The organism is Angustibacter sp. Root456 (assembly GCF_001426435.1).
Classification (GTDB): domain Bacteria; phylum Actinomycetota; class Actinomycetes; order Actinomycetales; family Angustibacteraceae; genus Angustibacter.
Genome location: NZ_LMER01000003.1, coordinates 50,813 through 70,600, shown reverse-complemented (window position 1 = coordinate 70,600; position 19,788 = coordinate 50,813). Strand labels below are relative to the sequence as shown.

Sequence of the window (19,788 nt, the reverse complement as noted above, 5' to 3'; positions counted from 1 at the left end):
CCGTGGCCAACATCAAGTCCCAGATCAAGCGCAACCTCACGAACGCCAAGCGCACCGAGCGCAACAAGGCGGTCAAGAGCGAGCTGCGCACCTACGTGCGCAACGCCCGCCAGGCCATCGAGGCCGGTGACGCCGAGCAGGCGGTGGCCGCGGTGAACGCCGCGTCGCGCAAGCTCGACAAGGCCGTGAGCAAGGGCGTCATCCACAAGAACCAGGCCGCCAACCGCAAGTCGGCCCTGGCCAAGAAGGCTGCCTCGCTCTGAGGTAGCCCACGCCTGTTCCGAAGGCGCCGGACCCGCCAGGGTCCGGCGCCTTCGGCGTCTGCGGACAGTCGCGAGAGTCGCGGCAGTCGCGAGGTCCGCAGGGGGTCAGTCGCGTAGCCGCCGCGCCGCTCCGATCTGGAGCACCGCCTTCTCCACGGCGAACACCGGGTCGCCCGCGCGACGCCCCGGCCGGGGCAGGCCACCCTTGACGGCCAGGTCGGCTGCCGCGACCGCTTCGATGGCCAGGGCGAGGCCGTCTGGTGACCAGCCCCGTAGCTGGCGGCGCGCCTTGTCGACCTGCCACGGGGCCATCGCCAGGTCGCGCGCCGCGTCGACCGATCGCACCGAGCCGGCGCTCGACACCTTGGCCAGCGAGCGCAGCCCCATGGCCAGCACCGCCACGATCGGCACGGGGTCGACACCGGACGACAGCGCGTGCCGCAGCAGGCCCAGCGCCTCGTCGGTCTGGCCGGCGATGGCGGCGTCGGCGACCTTGAAGCCCGTCGCCTCGACGCGACCGCCGTAGTAGCGGTCGACGATCGTGACGTCGACCGCCGGCGCGTCCTGGGGCGTGCCGTCCGGCACCATCGTGTCGGCCATCAGCTGGGCGCACGCGTTCGCGAGCTCGCGCACGTCCTGACCCAGGGCCTCGACCAGCGCGGCCACGGCGTCTGGGGTGATCGAGCGGTGCGCCGTCCGGAACTCCGAGTGCACGAAGGTGGTCTTGTCGGCGTCCGAGGTGATCTTGGGGCAGTCGTGCACAGCCGCGCCGGCCTTGCGCGCGGCGTCGAGCAGGCCTTTGCCGCGCTGGCCGCTGCGGTGCCGCAGGACGAGCACGGTGTCGGGGGCGGGTGACTCCACGAGGGCCCGCGCGTCCTCGACCAGCTCGTCGGGCGCCTCCTCGAGCCCGACGACGACGAGGACGGTGCCCTCGCCGAACAGGGACGGCGTCGCGTGCGCGGCCAGGTCACCGGCGGTGTAGCCGCTCGCCTCGACCGTCACGACCTGGGTGTCGGGCGCAGCAGCGCGGGCTGCGGTGACGACGCGGTCGACGGCGCGGTCGGCCAGGAGGTCCTCGGGGCCGGTGACGAGGTGCAGCGGCGCCGACGGGTCGGCCGGCGCAGCAGCTGAGGCGGCGGAGCGACGACCGGGAGGGCTCATGGGTCGACACGCTATCGCCGTCCACCCACAGGCCCGGCGTGCGGTCCGGAGGTCGCGAGCGACGGCCGACGCTCGCCCGGCGGGCCGGTGACGACCACCGCCAGATCACCGCTGAGGTCGGTGCGGGCGACGACCGCTCCCTGGCCGGCGAGCCGGCGCAGCAGCGCCGGAGCCGGGTGACCGTAGTCGTTGCCGGCGCCCACGCTGACCAGCGCCAGCTCCGGCGCGGTGTCGGCGAGCAGGCGGTCGTCCTGCTGGGCCGACCCGTGGTGGGCGATCTTGAGGACGTCGACCCGCGGGCCCTCCGGCAGCGCGCGCAGGCGGGTGTCGACCACGCGCGCGGCCTCGGGCTCGATGTCGCCCACGAGCAGCAGCCGCAGCCCGGCCACCCGCACGTCGAGCACGACGCTCGCGTTGTTCGGCACCGAGCCGGCGCGGATGACGCGCTCGGGCCACAGCACCTGCCAGCTCACCGGGCCGTCCTGCGCCCGCTCGCCGGCCACGACCGCCCGCACGGGCACACCGGTGCGGGCGGCGAGTCGTCGTACGTGGCGCGCCTGGGCGGGTGGGTCGTCGACGATCGTGGTGAGCAGGCCACCGACCCGGCGGCCGCGCAGTGCCCCGGCCAGGCCGTCGACGTGGTCGGCGTGGAAGTGCGTCAGCACCACGACGTCGAGCGTGCGGACCTGCAGGTCGGTCAGGCAGCGATCGACCGCGCGAGCGTCGGGCCCGGCGTCGACGAGCACTGCGCGCCCTGTGCCGGTCGAGATCACCAGCGCGTCACCCTGCCCGACGTCACAGGCCACCAGCACCCACCGCGGCGGCGGCCAGGCCACGGCCGTCGGCAGGGGCACCCCCACCGCGAGCAGGAGCACCCCGCCGGACGCCGCGAGCGGGCGGTGAGCGGCGCTCCACCTCCACAGCCTCGGGCCGGCGAGCCACCCGGTGACGAGCAGCGCCGAGAGGGTCAGTGCTCCGGTGGCCCCGCCCGGCCACGCCACCTGCGCGTGGGGCCACTGCGCGAGCGTGCGCGCCACCGCACCGATCGCCACGCACGGCAGGCCACCACCCCAGGCCAGCACGGTGGCCAGGCCGGGCCAGCCGACACCAGCCAGGGCGGCGGCCAGACCCAGCACCGTCGCCGGCGCGACGAGCGGCTCGGCGAGCAGGTTGGCCAGCACCGCCACGAGGCTGACCTGGCCGGCCAGCAGCACGATGACCGGCGTGCAGGCCAGCTGCGCCGCGACCGGGACCGCCAGCGCGGTGGCGAGCGCAGGGGGCAGGCCCCGCTCGAGCCGGGCCTGCAGGGGTGGCGCGATCAGCAGCAGGCCGAGGGTCGCGAGCACCGACAAGGCGAAGCCGTACGACCGGGCGAGCCACGGGTCGGCCACCAGCAGCACCACCACGGCGGCACTGAGCGCGGGTACGGCGAGTCGGCGACGCGCCGTCGCGAGTGCGACCAGACCGATCCCACCCATCACCGCGGCCCGCAGCACCGAGGGCTCCGGTCGGGCCAGCACGACGAAGCCGGCCAGCAGGGCCGCGGCGACGACGAGCCGCACGCGCCGCCCCAGACCGACGCCCCGGCAGAGGGCGAGCGCCACGACGCAGACCAGGGTGGTGTTGGTGCCGCTGACTGCGGCGAGGTGGGTGAGTCCCGTGACGCGCATGGCCTCGGTGAGCTCGGGCGGCTGCAGCGAGGTGTCGCCGACGACCAGTCCGGGCAGCAGCCCGCGCGCATCCGTGGGCAGCGACCGCACCGCGCGACGCAGACCGGCCCGCACCCGCTCCGCACCGCGGTCGATCCACGACGCACGGCCCACGACGGCGGGCGGCCCGCGGGCGGTGAAGGTGGCGACGACGTCGTCCGCGGCTGCCGCCGGTGCCAGCCGCCCCGGGGCCACCACCTGCTCACCCCGGCGCACCGACGTCCACGAAGCGCGCCCGAACACCAGCACGCTCGTGCGCACCAGCGAGCGCTGCCCGCGACCGGCGACCGAGCGCACGTGCAGGCGCAGCAGCACCGTGCCCGACCGCCCAGGCAGCAGGCGGGGGTCGGAGACGACGCGACCGGTCAGCACCACGGACGCGCCCTCGTCGGCGAGCGCGCGCACGGTGCCGGCTGACCGCTCGAGGCCGTGGGCGCCCGACGCCGCGAGGCTCACTCCGCAGGCCGCTGCGGTGAGCGCGAGGGCCGAGACGGCAGTGCCTCGGGCGAGGACGGCGTGCCGTGCTCGGGGGTGTTGGCCCGCGTGCCGGAGCCAGCCCAGGCCGAGGAGCGCCAGCACCAGCAGCACCACACCCGCCGCCGCCCGACTGGTCGGGGTCAGCCCCAGGGTCGAGGCCACCGCCGTCCAAGCGGCCAGCCCGGGCACGAGCAGCCGGACGTCCGCCGCCTCGCTCACACGCGCACCAGCGGACGCAGCCGCTCGAGCACCGCGTCGCCGATACCGCTCACGTCGCCCAGCTCGTCCACGCTCGCGAAGCGCCCGTGCTGGGAGCGGAAGTCGACGATGCGGCCTGCCAGCACCGGGCCGATGCCCGGCAACGCGTCGAGCTGCTCGGGCGTCGCGGCGTTGAGGTCGAGCGGGCCGCTCGCTCCGGCTCCGGTCGGTGAGCCCGGCCTGGAGCTCGCTGTCGGCACCACCGCCGACGTCCCCGGCGGTGGTGCCTCGCCGGGGCGCGGCACCACCACCTGCTCACCGTCGACCACCGGACGCGCGAGGTTCACTGCCGCGAGGTCGGCGCGACCCGTAGCACCTCCAGCCGCTTTCACGGCGTCCTGCACCCGCGCACCGGCAGCCAGCCGCACCACGCCCGGGTGGCGCACCTGCCCCACCACGTGCACCAGCACGACGGACGCGACCGTGGCGCCGGAGGCCGGGGCGGACGTGCTCGCCAGCGGCGTGCCGCTGGCCGCGAGCTTCACGGTCGAGGTCGCCGGCGCGAGGGGCTGGGGGCGAGCAGCCGTGCGCGCGAGCACGACCCGCGCACCCAGCACCACGAGCGCCAGCAGCGCCACGACGACGAACCCGGCGACCGCGCGCGGGCTGACGCCGGTGCGCACGGCCGCTGACAGCGCTGCCTCATCGAGGCGGGCGAGGGCCGCCTCGCGGCGCGAGTGCGGCTGGGGTGACGACGGGGGCTCGGCGCGGTCCATCCGCCGACCGTAGGGAGCGGGCGCACCTGGCCGCTCCCCGCCGGCTCGCGCCTGTGGACGACGACGCCGCGGCGCGATCCTGTGGATGAACGGCGCCGCGGGAACGGCAGGCTCAGCCGGCGCGGGCTCGGCGCGCCATCCAGCGCAGCAGCAGGTTGGTGCGGTGGCGGCCGAGCACCACGACGACGAGGACGAGCCCGAACCCGCGCGACCACCAGTCGGCCGACGTCCCCCACACCGGCCCCAGCAGCAGGCTCACCGGCAGCAGCGCGCCGGCAGCCGCCACCGACGCGCCGGCGACCCAGCGGGTCAGGACGACCACGACGACGAAGACCACCACGACGGCACCGACCCACTGCCAGGCCAGCACCAGCAGGACGCCCAAGGACGTCGCCACGCCCTTGCCGCCCCGCCCGCGCAGGAACGGCGAGGTCACGTGGCCGAGCACGGCCGCTGCGGCGACGAGGTAGGCGGCTGGCCGGTCGACCACGGCCAGCGCCACCGCAGCCGGCAGCGCGCCCTTGATGACGTCCAGCACACCGACGAGCACGCCCCAGCGCGGCCCGAGCGCGCGCCCGACGTTGGTCGCGCCGGGATTGCCGGAACCGCTCGCGCGCAGGTCGACACCGCGCCACCGCGCGAGCGTCGCGGCGGGGCTCACCGCGCCGAGCAGGTAGGCGCCCAGCACCAGGGCCACCAGCGTCGGCCAGTGCACGTCGCTCACCGCGAGCCGCCCACTGCGGGGTCCTCAGGCCTCGTCCGCGGGCACGACGACCACGGCCACCATGCCGGGCCCGACGTGGGCTCCGACGACGGCGCCGACCTCGGCGAGCACCACCCGGCCAGGTGCCACGAGACGGTCCCGCAGCCGGGTCTCGAGCCGCTCGGCCAGGTCGGCGGCACGGTCGCGGGCGTCGAGGTGCTGCACCGCCACCTGCACCTGCCGCTCCCCTGCCGCCGCCACCGCCAGCTCCTCGAGCCGCGCGATCGCCCGCGAGGTGGTGCGCACCTTCTCCAGCGGCGCGATCACGCCGTCGTCGAGGAGCAGTACGGGCTTGATCGCCAGGGCCGAGCCGAGAATCGCTGCGGCGGAACCGATCCGGCCGCCCCGGCGCAGGTGCTCGAGGGTCGCGACCACGAAGTAGCCCTGCGACCCGGCTGCCCGGCGCCGGGCCCGCGCCGCGATGGCGGTGGCGTCTTCACCGGCCTCGGCAGCGCGCGCCGCCTCGAGCACGAGGAACCCCAGGCCCATCGCCATCGACCGCGAGTCGACCACCTGCGTCGGCACCGGCGACTCACGGGCCGCCAGCACCGCCGACTCGTACGTGCCCGACATCTCGGCCGAGATGTGCAGCGACACGATGGCGTCGGCTCCGGCGTCGGCCGCGGCCGTGTAGGCGTCGAGGAACGCCTGCGGGTTCGGCCTCGACGTCGACACCGGCGTCCACGACCGCAGCGCCGTCGCCACCTCGGCCGGCCCGATCTCGACACCCTCGTCGTACGCCGTCCCACCGACCACGACCTGCAGGGGCACGACGCGCACGCCGTGCTCGGCTGCCTGGGCGGCCGTCAGGTACGCGGTGGAGTCGGTGACGACGGCGACGCCCACCGCCTACTCCGGTACGACGTTCACGAGCTTGGGAGCGCGCACGATCACGGTGCGCACCCCGCGGCCGTCGAGCGCGGCAGCGACCTTCTCACTGGCCAGCGCCAGAGCGCGCAGGTCGTCGTCGCCGATGCCCGGCGCCACCTCGAGCCGGTCGCGCACCTTGCCCTGCACCTGGACGACGCACGTGACCCTCTCGTCGACCAGCAGCGCCGGGTCGGCCTGCGGGAACGGCTCGTAGGCCAGTGACTCGGTGTGGCCCAGTCGCCGCCACAGCTCCTCGGCCAGGTGCGGGGCCAGCGGTGCCACCATCAGCACGATCGGCTCGGCCAGCTCTCGCGGGACGGCCGGCAGCCGCGTCAGGTGGTTGTTCAGCTCGATCAGCTTGGCCACGGCGGTGTTGAAGCGCAGGCTGTCGTAGTCGCGCGTCACGGCGTCGATCGCCTGGTGCAGGGCCCGACGGGACGCGGGGTCGGCGTCGTCGTCGGTGACCGTCACCTTGCCGGCCTCTTCGTCGACCACGTTGCGCCACAAGCGCTGCAGGAACCGCAGCGACCCGACGACGGCGCGCGTCTCCCAGGGGCGCGAGACGTCCAGCGGGCCCATCGACATCTCGTACACCCGGAAGGTGTCGGCGCCGTAGGCCTCGTACATCTCGTCGGGCGTGACGACGTTCTTCAGGGACTTGCCCATCTTGCCGTGCTCGCGGGTGACAGGCTCGCCCTGCCAGGTGTACTCACCGTCGGCCACCTCGACGACCTCGTCGGCGGGCACGACCTGCCCGCGCGCGTCGCGGTAGGCGTACGCCTGGATCATGCCCTGGCCGAAGTACCGCCGGAACGGCTCCTCGCTGGTGACGTAGCCCAGATCGTGCAGCACCTTGTGCCAGAAGCGCGCGTACAGCAGGTGCAGCACCGCGTGCTCGACGCCGCCCACGTACAGGTCGACGCCGCCGGTGTCGGGCTGGCCGTCGCCGCGCGTGCCGCGCGGACCCATCCAGTACGCCTCGTTCTCGGTGTCGCAGAACGACTCCACGTTGGCCGGGTCGAGGTAGCGCAGGAAGTACCAGCAGGAGCCGGCCCAGTTCGGCATGGTGTTGGTCTCGCGGCGGTAGCGGCGCGGGCCGTCGCCCAGGTCGAGCTCGACGTCGACCCACTCGGGCACGCGACCCAGCGGCGGCTCGGGGTCGGACGTCGCGTCGTCCGGCGCGAACGTGCGGGGCGCGTAGTCCGGCACATCAGGCAGCTCGACCGGCAGCAGGTCGTCGGGGATCGCGTGCACCCGGCCCTCGTCGTCGAACACGACGGGGAACGGCTCACCCCAGTAGCGCTGACGGCTGAAGAGCCAGTCACGCAGCTTGTACGTCACGGTGCTCTGCCCCAGACCCTTGCGCTGCAGCCAGTCGATGATGGTGCGCTTGGCCTCGGCGACGTCCAGGCCGTTGAGGTCGATCTCGTCGTTGGCCGAGTTGATGGCCGGGCCCTCGCCGGTGAAGGCCTCACCCTCCCATCCCTCGGGCGGCTGAACGGTGCGGATCACCGGCAGGTCGAAGCGGGCCGCGAACTCCCAGTCGCGCTCGTCCTGGCCGGGCACCGCCATGATCGCGCCGGTGCCGTAACCCATCAGCACGTAGTCGGCGACGAACACCGGGAGCAGCCGGCCGTCGACCGGGTTGGTGGCGTAGGCGCCGGTGAACACACCGGTCTTCTCGCGTCCCTCGGTCTGCCGCTCCAGGTCGCTCTTGGTCGAGGCCTCGATCCGGTACTGCGCGATCGCACTGGCCGGGTCCGCGTGTCCGCCGGTCCAGGATGGTGCGGTGCCCTCGGGCCACGCGGACGGCACGATCGAGTCGACCAGCGGGTGCTCGGGAGCCAGCACCATGAACGTCGCACCGAACAGCGTGTCGGGGCGCGTGGTGAAGACCTCGATGGGCTCGGCGCCCTCGACGGCGAACCGTACCTGCGCGCCCTCGCTGCGGCCAATCCAGTTGCGCTGCATCAGCTTCACGGGCTCCGGCCAGTCCAGCCGGTCGAGGTCGTCAGTCAGCCGGTCGGCGTAGGCGCTGATCCGCATCATCCACTGGCGCAGGTTGCGCTTGAAGACCGGGAAGTTGCCGCGCTCGCTGCGCCCCTCGTTGGTGACCTCCTCGTTCGACAGCACCGTGCCCAGGCCCGGGCACCAGTTCACCGGTGCCTCGGACACGTAGGCCAGGCGGTAGCCGTCGACGACGTCGCGGCGCTCGCCGTCCGTCAGGTCCGCCCAGTCGCGGCCGCCCGGCACCTCGCGCGTACCGTCGGCGAACTGCGCCTCCAACTCGCTGATCGGGCGCGCGCGCCCACGGCCGCCGTCGGCCTCGGTGTCGTACCAGGCGTTCCAGATCCGCAGGAACATCCACTGCGTCCAGCGGACGAACTCCGGGTCGGTGGTGGCCACCGAGCGGCGGGCGTCGTGGGCCAGGCCCAGGCGCCGCAGCTGGCGGCGCATCGTGACGATGTTGTCCTCAGTGGTCTTGCGGGGGTGCTGGCCGGTCTGCACGGCGTACTGCTCGGCGGGCAGGCCGAACGCGTCGTAGCCCAGCGCGTGCAGCACGTTCTTGCCGCGCATGCGCTGGTAGCGCCCGTACACGTCGGTGGCGATGTACCCCAGCGGGTGGCCGACGTGCAGCCCCGCCCCGGAGGGGTACGGGAACATGTCGAGCACGTACAGCTTCTCGCGGTCGGCCACGCGCTCGGGGTCGGCCCACGGGCCGGCCGGGTTGGGCGCGTCGAACGTGCCCTGGCTCTCCCACAGGTCCTGCCAGTCGCGCTCGATGCGCCCCGCCAGCGCCGCGGTGTACCGGTGGGCCGGGACGTCGGTGACCTCGCGGTCGGTCGTGTGGCTCATGTTCGTCCTGTCGTCGTCAGCTGGTCGCCGGAGCCGCGGTGCCCGCACGGCGGGGGCAGACGAAGACCCCTGGCGCCGCTACCCGGCGCATGAGGGGTCTGCCGCGCTGACGCGGAGCGTGCGGGGCCCGGCGGGGACGCACCCGTTCTCGAGGTCAGCGCGGCCGGCTAAGAAGCAGCACGGCTCGCACCTGCTCAGGTTAGCGCAGGCGCTTCGACGGCGGCGGCGACGGCCCGCGCCACCGCCGCGTGGGTCGGCCAGTCCCAGTGCAGCCCGTCGGGGTTGCCCCCGCCGCCACGCCACATCTGCTCGAGGACCGACTCGACGTCGACGAGCCGCACCTGCTCGCGAGCGGCCCACGCGCGGGCGGCGGCCAGGGCCGAGGCGTGGCCGTCACGCACCGGGTACTGGGCAGACCGCCAGGGTGGCGGCGTGAGCGCCACTACCGGCAGGCCCGGCCGGTAGTGCCGCGCACCGGCCACGACGCGCGACAGGTAGTGGTCGGTGGCCCGCTGCGGCAGCGCGCGCCACCGCCCCCGGCCGAGCCGCACGACGCTCGGGTGCCAGCGGCGGTAGGTGCGCCGCACGACCCGCCGCAGCGGGGCGGGGCGCACGAAGGCGATGCCCTCGCGCAGGTAGGTCGGGACGCTGGCCGGCAGGGAGTCCATGCCGCCCACCGCGAGCACCAGGACGTCAGCCCGCGGCAGCAGCACCGACCACGCCACCGGGTCCTTGGTGAGCGCCCACCACGCATCGCGGGCGGTCCAGCCCTGTCGAGCGAGCAGGTCGACCCGGCGGCCGGTGGCCGCGGCCACGCGCTGCGGCCACAGGCGCGAGTCGGTGACCAGCTCGGGCCCGGTCGGCCCGTGGTAGGTCAGGGAGTCGCCGATGACGAGCAGGCGTCCGGTCACGGTCGAACGCTAGCGGCCGACGGCGGGCGCGCTCAGTCGCCCCAGCCGGCCGGGNGCGGGGTGTCGGGCGGGTACGGGCTCGGGTCGAGCCGCACCGGCCGGTACGGCGGGGCCGCGGCCTCGCGGCGCAAGGCCCGGCGCAGCTGCATCTCGCGGTCGGCCTGGTGCAACAAGGTGCTGACGTCGCCGTCGTCCCACGGCTCGAGCACCGCACCGCCGGCGCTGATCCGCGCCGCCCACTGCTCGCGCGGCAGCGGCGAGCTCTCGAGGCAGCGGGCCCGCACCCGGCGCTCCATCTCCAGCGGCGCCAGGCCGGTGCCGGGGCCGACCACGACGAACTCGTCGTCGCCCCAGCGAGCCACCGCGTCGGTGGCGCGGGTCGATCGCGACAGCGCCTCGGCCACGGTGAGCAGGATCTCATCGCCGGCGCCGTGGCCGAGGTCGGAGTTGATCCGCCCGAGCCCGTCGACGTCCAGGAACATGCAGTACACCGCGTCCCCGCGGCGACGGGCCGTCTCGAGGATCTGGGCGCCCAGCATCGACAGGCCCTTGCGGTTGGCCAGGCCGGTGAGCGGGTCGTGCACCGTGGCGTCCTCCGCGAAGGCGAGGGCCTGGTCGACCCGACGCTGCGTGCGGTCGATCCGGCTGTGCACCACCGCCGCGAGCACGCCCGCGAGCACCAGTGCGCCGAGTGAGCGCCCCCACCCGAGCACGTCGGCCGACGTCCAGGTGCTGGTGTCGATGACCGCGCGGCCGAGGCCGACGAGCCACCCGACCGCGGCGACCGCGAGCACGGTGGCCCGCGGCACCACCGCGGGCGAGCCCAAGGGCAGCAGAGCCAGGCCGAGCATCGACACGACGACCCAGTCGGGGTCGAGGGTCGCGACGACGGCAGCCGCTCCGACGAGGGCCAGCAACGCGCAGGCGGCGTCGACCACCCAGTCAGGCACGACGGGGCGGCGCTCGGCACGCGGCAGCGACGGTGGCACCTGCCCAGTGTCGTCACGCACGCCGCCCATCTTGAGGCCTCACCGCCGCCTCGTCGACCGGTTCGCGAACCTTCGCCGGGGTCACCCGAAGATCGAGCTCACCCACTCGGGGTGGTCGATGAACGGGTTGCGGTTATGCTGGTAGGTGTCGTAGATCACCTGGTTGCGGTGCTGCTCGAAGGCGTCCGGCGGGTCCTGGGCGTTCCAGCGCAGCAGCACCGACAGCCGGCCGAGGTACGGCGCGGTGCCGTTTCCGACGCGGTCGTTGACCTCCAGGTCGGGGAAGCCGTCGCCGCCCTCGTACCGCACGGCCATGTAGAAGATCATCCGCGCCACGTCGCCCTTCACCGCGTCGCGCGGCTCGAACGAGTCGGAGTCGCTGAAGCAGCCCGGGCACTGGCTCACCTCGCTACCGCCCTCGTCGAAGTCCTTGTTGCTGCGGGTGGAGTTGACCGTGACGTCCTCGGGGCGCAGGTGGTGCAGGTCGGTACCGGGCCCGGTGGCCGTGCCGAAGTCGCCGTGGGACTTGGCCCAGACGTGCTCGCGGTTCCAGTCGTCGACGCCGCCGCCGTTGCTGGACTTGCTGATGCTGCGACCGCTGTAGATCTCGATGACGTTCGCCGTGTTCGCGGGGTCCTCGTCGGTGTGCTTGAGGGCGTCCCACACCTGGTCGTAGCTGATCGCGCTGGTGCCCGACGAGATGATCGAGTGCAGCGCCTGGCGCAGGTCGTTGCCGCTCTTGCCCAGGGCCGCCGCGTAGTAGGTGTCGTCGTACGGGCCGCTGCCACCACCCGGAGGGGGCGTGGTGCTCCCGACGTCGGCGAAGGCCGAGGCCGACTTCAGGCCGGGGTGGGAGAAGTACGCCGACAGCGCGCCCGTCACGTCGAGCTGGTGCCCCATGAGCGAGGGGTTGCTGCGCAGCCCCCACTGCGCGCGCAAGGCGCTGGGGATCTGCACGTAGAGCATCGCGGAGGTGCGCGTCTCGCCCGGGCTGTCGGCGAGCGCCATCGCGTAGTCGTTAGGGAAGCTGGAGGTCACGACCGTCGAGGTCGCGGTGGGCTGCCCCACGACGTACCCGCGCACGGTCGCCGTGGAGCCGTTCTGCGTGGCCGACGCCTGAGCGACGGTGAGGGGGGTGGCCGCGGACGCCGGTGCCACCGCCGTCGGGGCGACGGCGGCCAGGGCGGCGAGCACGGTGGCGGCAACGGCAAGGGGTCGCAGCCGAGGGCGAGTGCGCACGAGGATCCTCCGGGGTGGGGAGCGGTCGGCCCACGCTAGCGATGGAAGGGTCAAGAGCGGGCAAACCGGGCACCACGTTTCGGTGCACGCCGGCTGTCGGAGGGGGTGGCTAGCGTCCGGTCCATGAGAGCCGAGAGCACCTTCGCCGTCACCGCGTTCGAGCCGATCGACTACACCTCGCCGATCACCACCGGCAGCCCGGTGGGCTTCGCGTTCATGGACAAGCAGTTCGACGGCGCGCTGATCGGCCGGGCGCGCACGCAGTTCACGTCGGCGTTCGACCCGCAGACGGGCGTGGGCACCTACGTCGCGATGGAGTCGTTCGAGGGCACCCTCGACGGGCGGCGAGGCGCCTTCAACCTGGCGCACTCTGCGACGACGACGGGGTCGGACCGACTGCATCCGCTCGTGGTCATCGTGCCGGGCAGCGGCACCGAGGAGCTGGCCGGCCTCACCGGCACCGGACAGATCGCCGTCCACAGCGACGGCACGCACCGGCTGAGCCTCGACTACGAGCTGGCGGCACCGACGTCCTGAGGCGGGGACCTCCGGCCCTGTCGAGCAGCCGCGGCGCGCCGCACGCTGGGGACGCTCGATGGAGGTCGGTGTGGCGCGCGCGCGACGACGGTCACCGGCGGCCCTCGCCGCCGTGGTGGTGGCGCTCGCCCTGCTCGCCGCAGCCTGCGGCGGCGCCTCACCACCCGCCGCACCCACTCACTCGCGCACCGGCGCGGCGCCGCTGAGCGTCGAGTACGCGCCGGGGCTCGTCGAGGACGTCTACCTGCCCTCCGGGCGCCGCACCGCACCGCTGGTGCTCATGGTGCCGGGTGGCTCGTGGGCCACCGCCGACCCCACCGGGCTCGCCGACCTGGCCGGCTACCTGGCCGACAGCGGCTCGGTCGCCGTCCCGGCCCGGATCCGGGCGGCGAACGACGGCGTGCGCTACCCGGTGCCGGTCGACGACGTGCTCTGCGCCCTGGCCGCCGCGGCGGTGACGGCGCGCGCCCACGGGGTCGACCCGACACCTCTCGTGGTGCTGGGCCACTCCTCCGGCGCCCACCTGGCCGCGCTGGCGGTGCTCGCCGCCGACGAGCACCCCCCCGCGTGCCGGGCACCGGCGGTGCGCCCGGACGCCCTGATCGGCCTGGCCGGCCCCTACGACGTCAGCCAGGTGCCAGACATGGCGCAGGCACTGTTCGGCACCACGCCCGAGCAGGACCCTGCCACCTGGGCGGCGGGAAACCCTGCGCGCCGGGCGCAGCTGCGGCCCGAGGTGCCGGTGCTGCTGATGCACGGCGGCGACGACCCCGTCGTGCCGGCGTCCTTCACCGCCGACTTCGCGGCCCGGCTGCGGCAGGCCGGGCACCCCGTGACGATGGAGCTGGTGCCCCATGCCGACCACGGGTCGGTGTACTCCGCCGCGGTCGCCGGCCCGGTCATCACCCGTTGGCTGATGCGTCTGCGCTGACGTGAGGCGGTGCCACCCGCGCCAGCGCCACGCACGCCACGACGGCGACGGCAACGGCAGCGAGCGCCGCGGGCGCCCACCCCGGCCGCACCCGGTCGCCCAGCACGCTCACACCTACCGCCGCCGGCACCACCGCCTCCACCACCCACAGCAGCGCGGTGGCGATCGCCACCGCGCCACGCTCGAGGGCCAGCGCGTACGCCGTCGCGCCCACCACCCCGGCCACCACCAGCGCCCACACCAGCGGCTCGCGCACCACAGCGACCGGCCCGAGCCCGGCCGGCGCGGCACGTGCCGCCGCCGCAGCCACCGAGAAGCCCAGCCCCGACACCACCGCGAGCGCGGCCGCGCTGCCGCGGCGGCTGAGGACGGCCGTGGCGAGCACGAGCACGGCGGTGACGGCCCACGTCGCGGCGGTGAAACCTGCCGGCGCCGGGCGGGCGGACTGCGCGCCTCCGGCCGCCGCCAGCACCGTCAGCGCACCGAGGGCGCACACGACGGCGGCCACCTGCGTCCGGCGCAACGGGGTCCGCAGCAGCAGGTGCGCCGCGACCGCGGTGACCGCGAGGGAGCAGGCCAGCATGCCCTGGACGACGACCAACGGCAGGCGGCGCAGCGCGAGCAGCGACACGAGCCACGCCGCGCCGTCGAGCCCGAGGCCCGCGAGGTACCAGCGGCTCGCCCACCACCCCCGCGCGCCCCCGCGCGCGACCCCGACGGCCTGCAGCACCGAGGCCAGTCCGTACGCCAGGGCCGCGAATCCGGCGGCGAGCAGGCCGATGGTCACGGGCCAGCGTAGGCCCGCGACGGCCAGAGACAGCAGACGACGGCCCGCAGGTCGCGGACCGTCGTCATCGGTGGAGCTGAGGGGACTCGAACCCCTGACCCCTTCCATGCCATGGAAGTGCGCTACCAGCTGCGCCACAGCCCCGTGCCCCCGAAGGGGCTCCGCAAGTCTAGCCTGCGCCCCACCCGTTCCTCCAAATCGGGGTGTCGGCCCTGGTGCCGCCGCTACGACTCGTCGCCGACGACGGGTTCGGGCAGCGAGAACGCGTTGTGCTCGGTGAGCACCCAGCGTCCGTCGCGCTGCTCCTCCAGCACCGTCCAGTGGCAGTTGTTGACACCCGACACGACCGGCCAGCACTCGCGCGGGACGCCCATCAGCACCTGCACGCCGTTGCTGATCGAACCGCCGTGCGAGACGACGACGAGCAGCCCGCCGTCCGGGACGTCGGCCACGTGGTCGCGCACCGCCGCGGCCACCCGCTCCCCCACCTCCGAGCGCAGCTCGCCGTCGCCGCCCGGACGCACCTCGGCGCCAGAGCGCCAGGCCAGCCGCAGCTCGTGGTCCTGCTCGTCGATGTCGGGGCCGAGCATGCCCTGCCAGGAACCGGCGTACACCTCGCGCAGCCGCTCGTCGGTGCCCACCGGCAGGCCGGTGAGCTGGGCCAGCGGGTACGCCGTGTCGCGGGCCCGCCGCAGGTCGGACGACACGATCTTGGCGGGCGACAGCCGCACCAGCTCCGCGGCGGCCCGCTCGGCCTGCACCCGGCCCACGGCGTCCAGGTCGATGTCGGTCTGGCCCTGGAACCGGCCGTCGGCGTTCCAGGTGGTCTGGCCGTGCCGCAGCAGCAGGACCTGCCGCCCCGTCACGCCTCGTCCCGTGGACGGCCGCGCGCCTCGTCCGGCAGCTCGATGAGCGGGCAGTCCTTCCAGAGCCGCTCGAGCGCGTAGTAGGTGCGCTCCTCGTCGTGCTGGACGTGCACGACGACGTCACCGTAGTCGAGCAGCACCCAGCGGCCCTCGCGCTCGCCCTCGCGGCGCACCGGCTTCGCGCCGCGCTCGCGCAGCGCCTCCTCGACCGCGTCGACGATGGCGCCGACCTGGCGGTCGTTGGGGGCGGAGGCGAGCACGAACGCGTCAGTGATGACGAGCTGGTCGCTCACGTCGATCGCCACGACGTCGGTGGCGAGCTTGTCAGACGCCGCGTGGGCGGCAGCCAGGACGAGCTCGTGCGCGCGCTCGGACGCTGGCACGGCGGCTCCTTCGAGGGGGGGCTGGGCGGACGCCCTAGCCTCTCACGAGGCCTTGAAGTCGTGCCCCAGCACGACCACCACATCGGCCACCGTGGGCGAGCTGTCGCTGATCCGCAGGGCCGAGTCAGGCAGCCCAAGCGCGCGCGTGACCACCATCCCCCGCGCCCGGCTGGTCGAGCTGGCGTCGGGCAGCAGCACCATGGTCTGCCGGACCCCGAAGCCGTCGACGTTGCCGCCGCCGAGGTACTTCAGGCCCGCGGCGACGAGCTTGGAGCGCGCGGCGTCGCCGAGGCCGGGAGCGCCGTCGCCGTTCTGCACCAGCACGCGCAGCCGGCCACCGGGCGGGACGGCGATCGCCGCGCCGGCCAGGCGAGCCTGCACCATGGTCGCGGCCGCCGCGCTGTCGAGCCCGTAGGCGCTCACGGCGCCGCCGGTGTCGATCTCGTGCACCGGGACGACGGTGGAGCCCAGCGCCTGTCGCGCCGCGGGGTCGTGCAGGGCGCCGGTGACGTCGAGGACGCGCGCGAGCAACGCCCCGTGCGGCGCGCCAGCGAGTCCGACGACCATGGCCCGCCGTTGCGCGGCGTCCGTCGGCAGCGCCGCCAGCAGGGCCGTGACCACCCGCTCCTGACGCGCCAGGCGCGCCGCCTCCGGCTCGTCACCCACCAGCAGCGTCGCGTAGGCGGCCGCCTGCGTGCCGCCCAGGTGCTGGCCCGCTCCGGCCGAGGCGAGCAGCGCCGCGCCCTCGCGAGCGCTCGCGGGCACGTCGACGTCGACGTCGACCGTGAGGCCACCCAAACCGTCGACGAGCGTCGCCAGCTGGGCGGCGTCGAGCACCCACGTGCCGGCGAGCTTGATCTCGAGCGCGTCGGCGATGGCGGCACCTGGAGCCGACGCGCCCGGGGCCAGGGACTGCGCCACCGGCATACGGCCCGCACCGGGCACGTCGAGCAGCAGCCGGCTGGGCACCAGCACCTGCTGGGCGTCGCCGTCCTCGCGGCCGGCGGCGAGCAGCGAGACGCCGGTGAGCTGCCCGTCGCGCGCGATGGCCAGCGCCACCACCTGCTGCGACGGTGCGCTCGACGCGGAGGCGGTCTGCTGGGCCGGCCCTCCGCCGCGATGGGTGAGCACGAAGCCCCCGCCGGCGACGAGCAGGGCGCCTGCGGCCACGGCCGCGACCCACCGCCAGGGCCGGCGTGCGCGCGTCGGCTCGCTGGGCAGCACCTGCGCGGAGCCGTCCACGGAGTCGGGGTAGCGCTCGAGCTCGACCTCGACCCGCTCGAGCAGCGGCGCCGTGATGTGCGGGGCGGGGTCCCACCCGTCGCTGATCCGCGCCGCCTCGAGCGCGCGCCGGCGAGCCATGCGGGTGGGGTAGCTGACCTGGTCGACCTGCTCGATCACCCAGTCGGGCACCTCGGCCAGAGCGATCTTGGGTCCGCCTGGGGACGCCGACTCCTCCCCGGGCGCGGGGACGCCCTCAGGGCCGTCCCACGGTCGGTCGGTGTCGCCGTTCGGCACGAGCAGGTCTGCCACGACCTATCTCTCGGCAGGTTCACCCGTTCGGTAGAGCCCGTACTTGGCAATGAATTGCACGACGCCGTCCGGCACGAGATACCACACCGGCTCGCCGCGCCGGACGCGGTCGCGGCAGTCGGTGGACGAGATCGCCATGGCGGGCACCGGCATGAGGCCCACGCGGTCGGGGGGCAGGCCGGCGCCGCTGAGCTCGTGCTCAGGCCGGGTGACCCCTACGAACTGCGCGAGGTCGAACAGCTCGTCGACGTCCTTCCACGACAGGATCTGCGCGAGCGCGTCGGCACCGGTGATGAAGAACAGGTCGGAGTCCGGCTGCTCGCGGCGCAGGTCGCGCAGCGTGTCGATCGTGTACGTCGGGCCGGGGCGGTCGACGTCGACGCGGCTCACCGTGAAACGCGGGTTGGAGGCCGTCGCGATGACGGTCATGAGGTAGCGCAGCTCGGCCGGGCTCACCTCGCGGTCGTCCTTCTGCCACGGCTGCCCCGTGGGCACGAACACGACCTCGTCGAGGTGGTAGAGGCTCGCGACCTCGCTCGCGGCGACGAGGTGGCCGTGGTGGATGGGGTCGAAGGTGCCACCCATGACCCCCACCCGGCGCCGGCGCCGGGGCCCGTCAGGGCTCATGCCCGGCTCGATCCGGCTCAGCGGTGCTTGTTCGAGAAGCCGCGGAAGGTCCAGGTGAGGCCGAGCAGCGCCACGAACACGATGATCGCGATGGCGCCGAACATCTCCGGCGCCATCGGCAGCTGGGTGGTGTGCTCGGGGGTCGTGGCGGCCAGGACCAGGGCCTGCGACATCGGTGCTCCTCGGGACGCGGGAAGGGGGGCGCTGCCGCGTACAGTCTGACAGAACCCGCCCGACGACGGTGAAGGAGCCGGTCATCGACGCGCCCACGCTGTCGGTCGTCGTCCCCGTGTACGACGAGGCCGAGGTGCTGCCGCTGTTCGCCGAGCGCCTGCGTCCGGCGCTGGACGCCATCGGCGAGACCTACGAGGTGCTGGCCGTCGACGACGGCAGCACCGATGCCACACCCGTGCTGCTCGAGCGCATGCGCCGCGAGTGGCCGGCCGTGCGCGTCGTGCGGCTGCGCGCCAACAGCGGGCACCAGGCGGCGCTGTCGGCCGGCCTGGTGCGTGCCCGCGGCGACTGGGTCGTGAGCATCGACGCCGACCTGCAGGACCCGCCCGAGACCATCGCCGCGATGCTCCAGGCGGCTCGCTCGCAGGGGGTCGACGTCGTGTACGGCGTGCGCACCGACCGCAGCACCGACTCGGCCTTCAAGCGCGGCACCGCGGCGCTGTTCTACCGGCTGATCGGCCGCTCGGCGCACGGTGCGGTGTCGCACGCCGGCGACTTCCGGATGATGAGCCGGGCCACCGTCGACGCCGTCAACGTGCTGCCCGAGCACCATAGGGTGCTGCGGCTCGTCGTGCCGGCGCTCGGCTTTCCCAGCACGTCGGTGGGCTACCGGCGCGAGGCGCGGGCGGCGGGCCGCTCCAAGTACCCCTTCACGAAGATGCTGCGACTGAGCCTCGACAGCATCACGGGATTCTCGATCGCCCCCCTGCGCCTCGCGACCTGGTTCGGGCTGATCGGTGGCGTGGCGGCCGTCGGCTTGCTGGTCTACGCCTTCGTGTCGTTCCTCACCGGGCACACCACGCCCGGCTGGACCTCCACGTTCGTCGTGGTGGCGGCCGTCGGCGCGGTGCAGCTGCTGGCCCTGGGCGTGCTCGGCGAGTACGTCGGGCGCATGTACACCCAGCTGCAGGGGCGGCCCTCGTACTTCGTGGCCTACGACTCCCTCGAGCAGCCGACCGCAGACGGTCAGGGACGCCGGGCCTCGACCATCAGCGACACCCCAGGCAGCGAGCGCACCGGCAGGTAGCGCTCGGCGGTGATGATCGAGCGCAGGCCCAGGTTGACCACGGGCGACAGCGCCTCGAGGTCGCTGCCCGTGCTGGCGCGACGGCGCAACGACACCACCGGTCGCAGCAGCACGTTCCACGAACGCATCGGGCCGAGCGAGAACCCCCCGCGCACCAGCAGCGAGCTCAGCGTGGCCCGGGTGTAGCGGCGCACGTGGCCCACCGCCTCGTCGTGCGCCGACCACAGCCGCGGGTCGCACGGCACGGCCACCAGGTAGCGCCCACCCGGGCGCAGCACCCGGCGCACCTCGCGCACCGCGGCGTCGTCGTCGTCGAGGTGCTCGAGGACGTCGAAGGCCACGACGAGGTCGAGCGAGGCGTCCGCGACCGGCAGGGCGGTGGCGTCACCGCGCAGCGTGGGCAGGCCGCGCTCGTGGGCGACCTGCGCGCCCTCCGGGCCGTACTCGAGCGCGATCGCGTTCCAGCCCAGCCGTCGCAGCACCCGCGTGTTGCCGCCACCGGCGGCTCCGACGTCCAGCGCGGTGCCCGGGCGCAGACCGCGCAGGTCACGCTCGAGCAGCACCCGGCGCTCGCGGTACCACCAGTGGTGGTCCTCGAGCTCGGCCAGCTTGCGGACTTCGGCGCCTTCCACGGTCGGCCATCCTGCCAGT

Annotated in this window: 20 protein-coding genes and 1 tRNA gene; 4 read left to right on the top strand and 17 right to left on the bottom strand. The window is 74.6% G+C overall.

The features are described from left to right. Positions 1-2: 2 nt before the first annotated feature. The gene (gene rpsT, locus ASD06_RS04195) at positions 3-263 is read left to right on the top strand and encodes a 30S ribosomal protein S20 (protein WP_056673640.1); all 261 of its coding nucleotides are present in this window, start codon (positions 3-5) and stop codon (positions 261-263) included. A 105-nt stretch (positions 264-368) separates the two neighbouring features. Here the strand turns inward: rpsT and holA are convergent, their stop codons facing one another. The 9 genes from holA to ASD06_RS04150 all read right to left on the bottom strand — a co-directional run bounded on the left by holA (position 369) and on the right by ASD06_RS04150 (position 12,218). Next, the gene (gene holA / locus ASD06_RS04190; RefSeq protein WP_056673636.1) at positions 369-1,424 is read right to left on the bottom strand and encodes a DNA polymerase III subunit delta; all 1,056 of its coding nucleotides are present in this window, start codon (positions 1,422-1,424) and stop codon (positions 369-371) included. A gap of 11 nt (positions 1,425-1,435) precedes the next feature. Continuing rightward, the gene (locus ASD06_RS04185) at positions 1,436-3,829 is read right to left on the bottom strand and encodes a ComEC/Rec2 family competence protein (protein WP_056673633.1); all 2,394 of its coding nucleotides are present in this window, start codon (positions 3,827-3,829) and stop codon (positions 1,436-1,438) included. Continuing rightward, on the bottom strand, positions 3,826-4,584 hold the full coding sequence (locus tag ASD06_RS04180) for a helix-hairpin-helix domain-containing protein (RefSeq protein ID WP_082537692.1): 759 nt from the start codon (positions 4,582-4,584) through the stop codon (positions 3,826-3,828). The genes ASD06_RS04185 and ASD06_RS04180 overlap by 4 nt, the downstream gene beginning before the upstream one ends. Positions 4,585-4,696: 112 nt before the next feature. Further along, positions 4,697-5,308 carry a glycerol-3-phosphate acyltransferase gene (locus ASD06_RS04175; protein WP_056673631.1) on the bottom strand — a complete coding sequence of 204 codons (612 nt, stop codon included), beginning with the start codon at positions 5,306-5,308 and terminating at the stop codon, positions 4,697-4,699. Positions 5,309-5,332: 24 nt separating this feature from the next. Beyond that, entirely contained in the window at positions 5,333-6,193 is an 861-nt protein-coding gene (locus tag ASD06_RS04170) for a DegV family protein (RefSeq protein ID WP_056673629.1), read from the bottom strand. Positions 6,194-6,196: 3 nt separating this feature from the next. Next, positions 6,197-9,073, bottom strand: a complete 2,877-nt coding sequence (gene leuS, locus ASD06_RS04165; RefSeq protein WP_056673626.1) for a leucine--tRNA ligase — start codon at positions 9,071-9,073, stop codon at positions 6,197-6,199. A 194-nt stretch (positions 9,074-9,267) separates the two neighbouring features. Next, complete coding sequence (gene octT, locus ASD06_RS04160) at positions 9,268-9,984, bottom strand: diglucosylglycerate octanoyltransferase (protein ID WP_056673625.1); 717 nt, start codon at positions 9,982-9,984, stop codon at positions 9,268-9,270. Positions 9,985-10,039: 55 nt separating this feature from the next. Further along, the coding region (locus tag ASD06_RS19905; RefSeq protein WP_369853676.1) for a GGDEF domain-containing protein at positions 10,040-10,835 on the bottom strand (796 nt) is incomplete at its 3' end. A 219-nt stretch (positions 10,836-11,054) separates the two neighbouring features. Beyond that, a complete protein-coding gene (locus ASD06_RS04150) occupies positions 11,055-12,218 on the bottom strand; it encodes an endonuclease (RefSeq protein ID WP_056673721.1) in 1,164 nt (387 codons plus the stop codon). A 117-nt stretch (positions 12,219-12,335) separates the two neighbouring features. Here ASD06_RS04150 and ASD06_RS04145 point away from each other — a divergent pair, with 117 nt between their 5' ends. Together ASD06_RS04145 and ASD06_RS04140 are read left to right on the top strand one after the other, a co-directional pair. Then, positions 12,336-12,749: a DUF3224 domain-containing protein gene (locus ASD06_RS04145; protein ID WP_056673619.1), complete on the top strand. Its 414-nt coding sequence runs from the start codon at positions 12,336-12,338 to the stop codon at positions 12,747-12,749. A 58-nt stretch (positions 12,750-12,807) separates the two neighbouring features. Continuing rightward, positions 12,808-13,680, top strand: a complete 873-nt coding sequence (locus tag ASD06_RS04140; RefSeq protein WP_056673615.1) for a S9 family peptidase — start codon at positions 12,808-12,810, stop codon at positions 13,678-13,680. Here the strand turns inward: ASD06_RS04140 and ASD06_RS04135 are convergent. The 7 genes from ASD06_RS04135 to ASD06_RS18735 form a co-directional block, all read right to left on the bottom strand. Continuing rightward, positions 13,652-14,467 carry a hypothetical protein gene (locus ASD06_RS04135; protein ID WP_056673611.1) on the bottom strand — a complete coding sequence of 272 codons (816 nt, stop codon included), beginning with the start codon at positions 14,465-14,467 and terminating at the stop codon, positions 13,652-13,654. The two genes, ASD06_RS04140 and ASD06_RS04135, sit on opposite strands and share 29 nt — an antisense overlap. Positions 14,468-14,538: 71 nt before the next feature. Next, positions 14,539-14,611, bottom strand: a tRNA-Ala gene (locus tag ASD06_RS04130). 80 nt (positions 14,612-14,691) lie between these two features. Further along, positions 14,692-15,333, bottom strand: coding sequence for a histidine phosphatase family protein (locus ASD06_RS04125; protein ID WP_235502206.1), 642 nt, complete (start codon positions 15,331-15,333; stop codon positions 14,692-14,694). Then, a complete protein-coding gene (gene rsfS, locus ASD06_RS04120; RefSeq protein ID WP_056673605.1) occupies positions 15,330-15,716 on the bottom strand; it encodes a ribosome silencing factor in 387 nt (128 codons plus the stop codon). Before rsfS ends, ASD06_RS04125 begins: the two co-directional genes overlap by 4 nt. Before the next feature lie 42 nt (positions 15,717-15,758). Then, on the bottom strand, positions 15,759-17,249 hold the full coding sequence (locus ASD06_RS04115) for a LytR C-terminal domain-containing protein (protein WP_056673602.1): 1,491 nt from the start codon (positions 17,247-17,249) through the stop codon (positions 15,759-15,761). Between the two features lie 3 nt (positions 17,250-17,252). After that, on the bottom strand, positions 17,253-17,876 hold the full coding sequence (gene nadD / locus ASD06_RS04110; protein WP_082537690.1) for a nicotinate-nucleotide adenylyltransferase: 624 nt from the start codon (positions 17,874-17,876) through the stop codon (positions 17,253-17,255). A gap of 17 nt (positions 17,877-17,893) precedes the next feature. After that, complete coding sequence (locus tag ASD06_RS18735; protein ID WP_157371495.1) at positions 17,894-18,049, bottom strand: hypothetical protein; 156 nt, start codon at positions 18,047-18,049, stop codon at positions 17,894-17,896. A gap of 68 nt (positions 18,050-18,117) precedes the next feature. Here ASD06_RS18735 and ASD06_RS04105 point away from each other — a divergent pair, with 68 nt between their 5' ends. Next, entirely contained in the window at positions 18,118-19,137 is a 1,020-nt protein-coding gene (locus tag ASD06_RS04105; protein WP_235502205.1) for a glycosyltransferase family 2 protein, read from the top strand. Here ASD06_RS04105 and ASD06_RS04100 read toward each other — a convergent pair. Continuing rightward, positions 19,077-19,769: a bifunctional 2-polyprenyl-6-hydroxyphenol methylase/3-demethylubiquinol 3-O-methyltransferase UbiG gene (locus tag ASD06_RS04100; RefSeq protein ID WP_056673717.1), complete on the bottom strand. Its 693-nt coding sequence runs from the start codon at positions 19,767-19,769 to the stop codon at positions 19,077-19,079. The two genes, ASD06_RS04105 and ASD06_RS04100, sit on opposite strands and share 61 nt — an antisense overlap. Between the last annotated feature and the right edge of the window lie 19 nt (positions 19,770-19,788).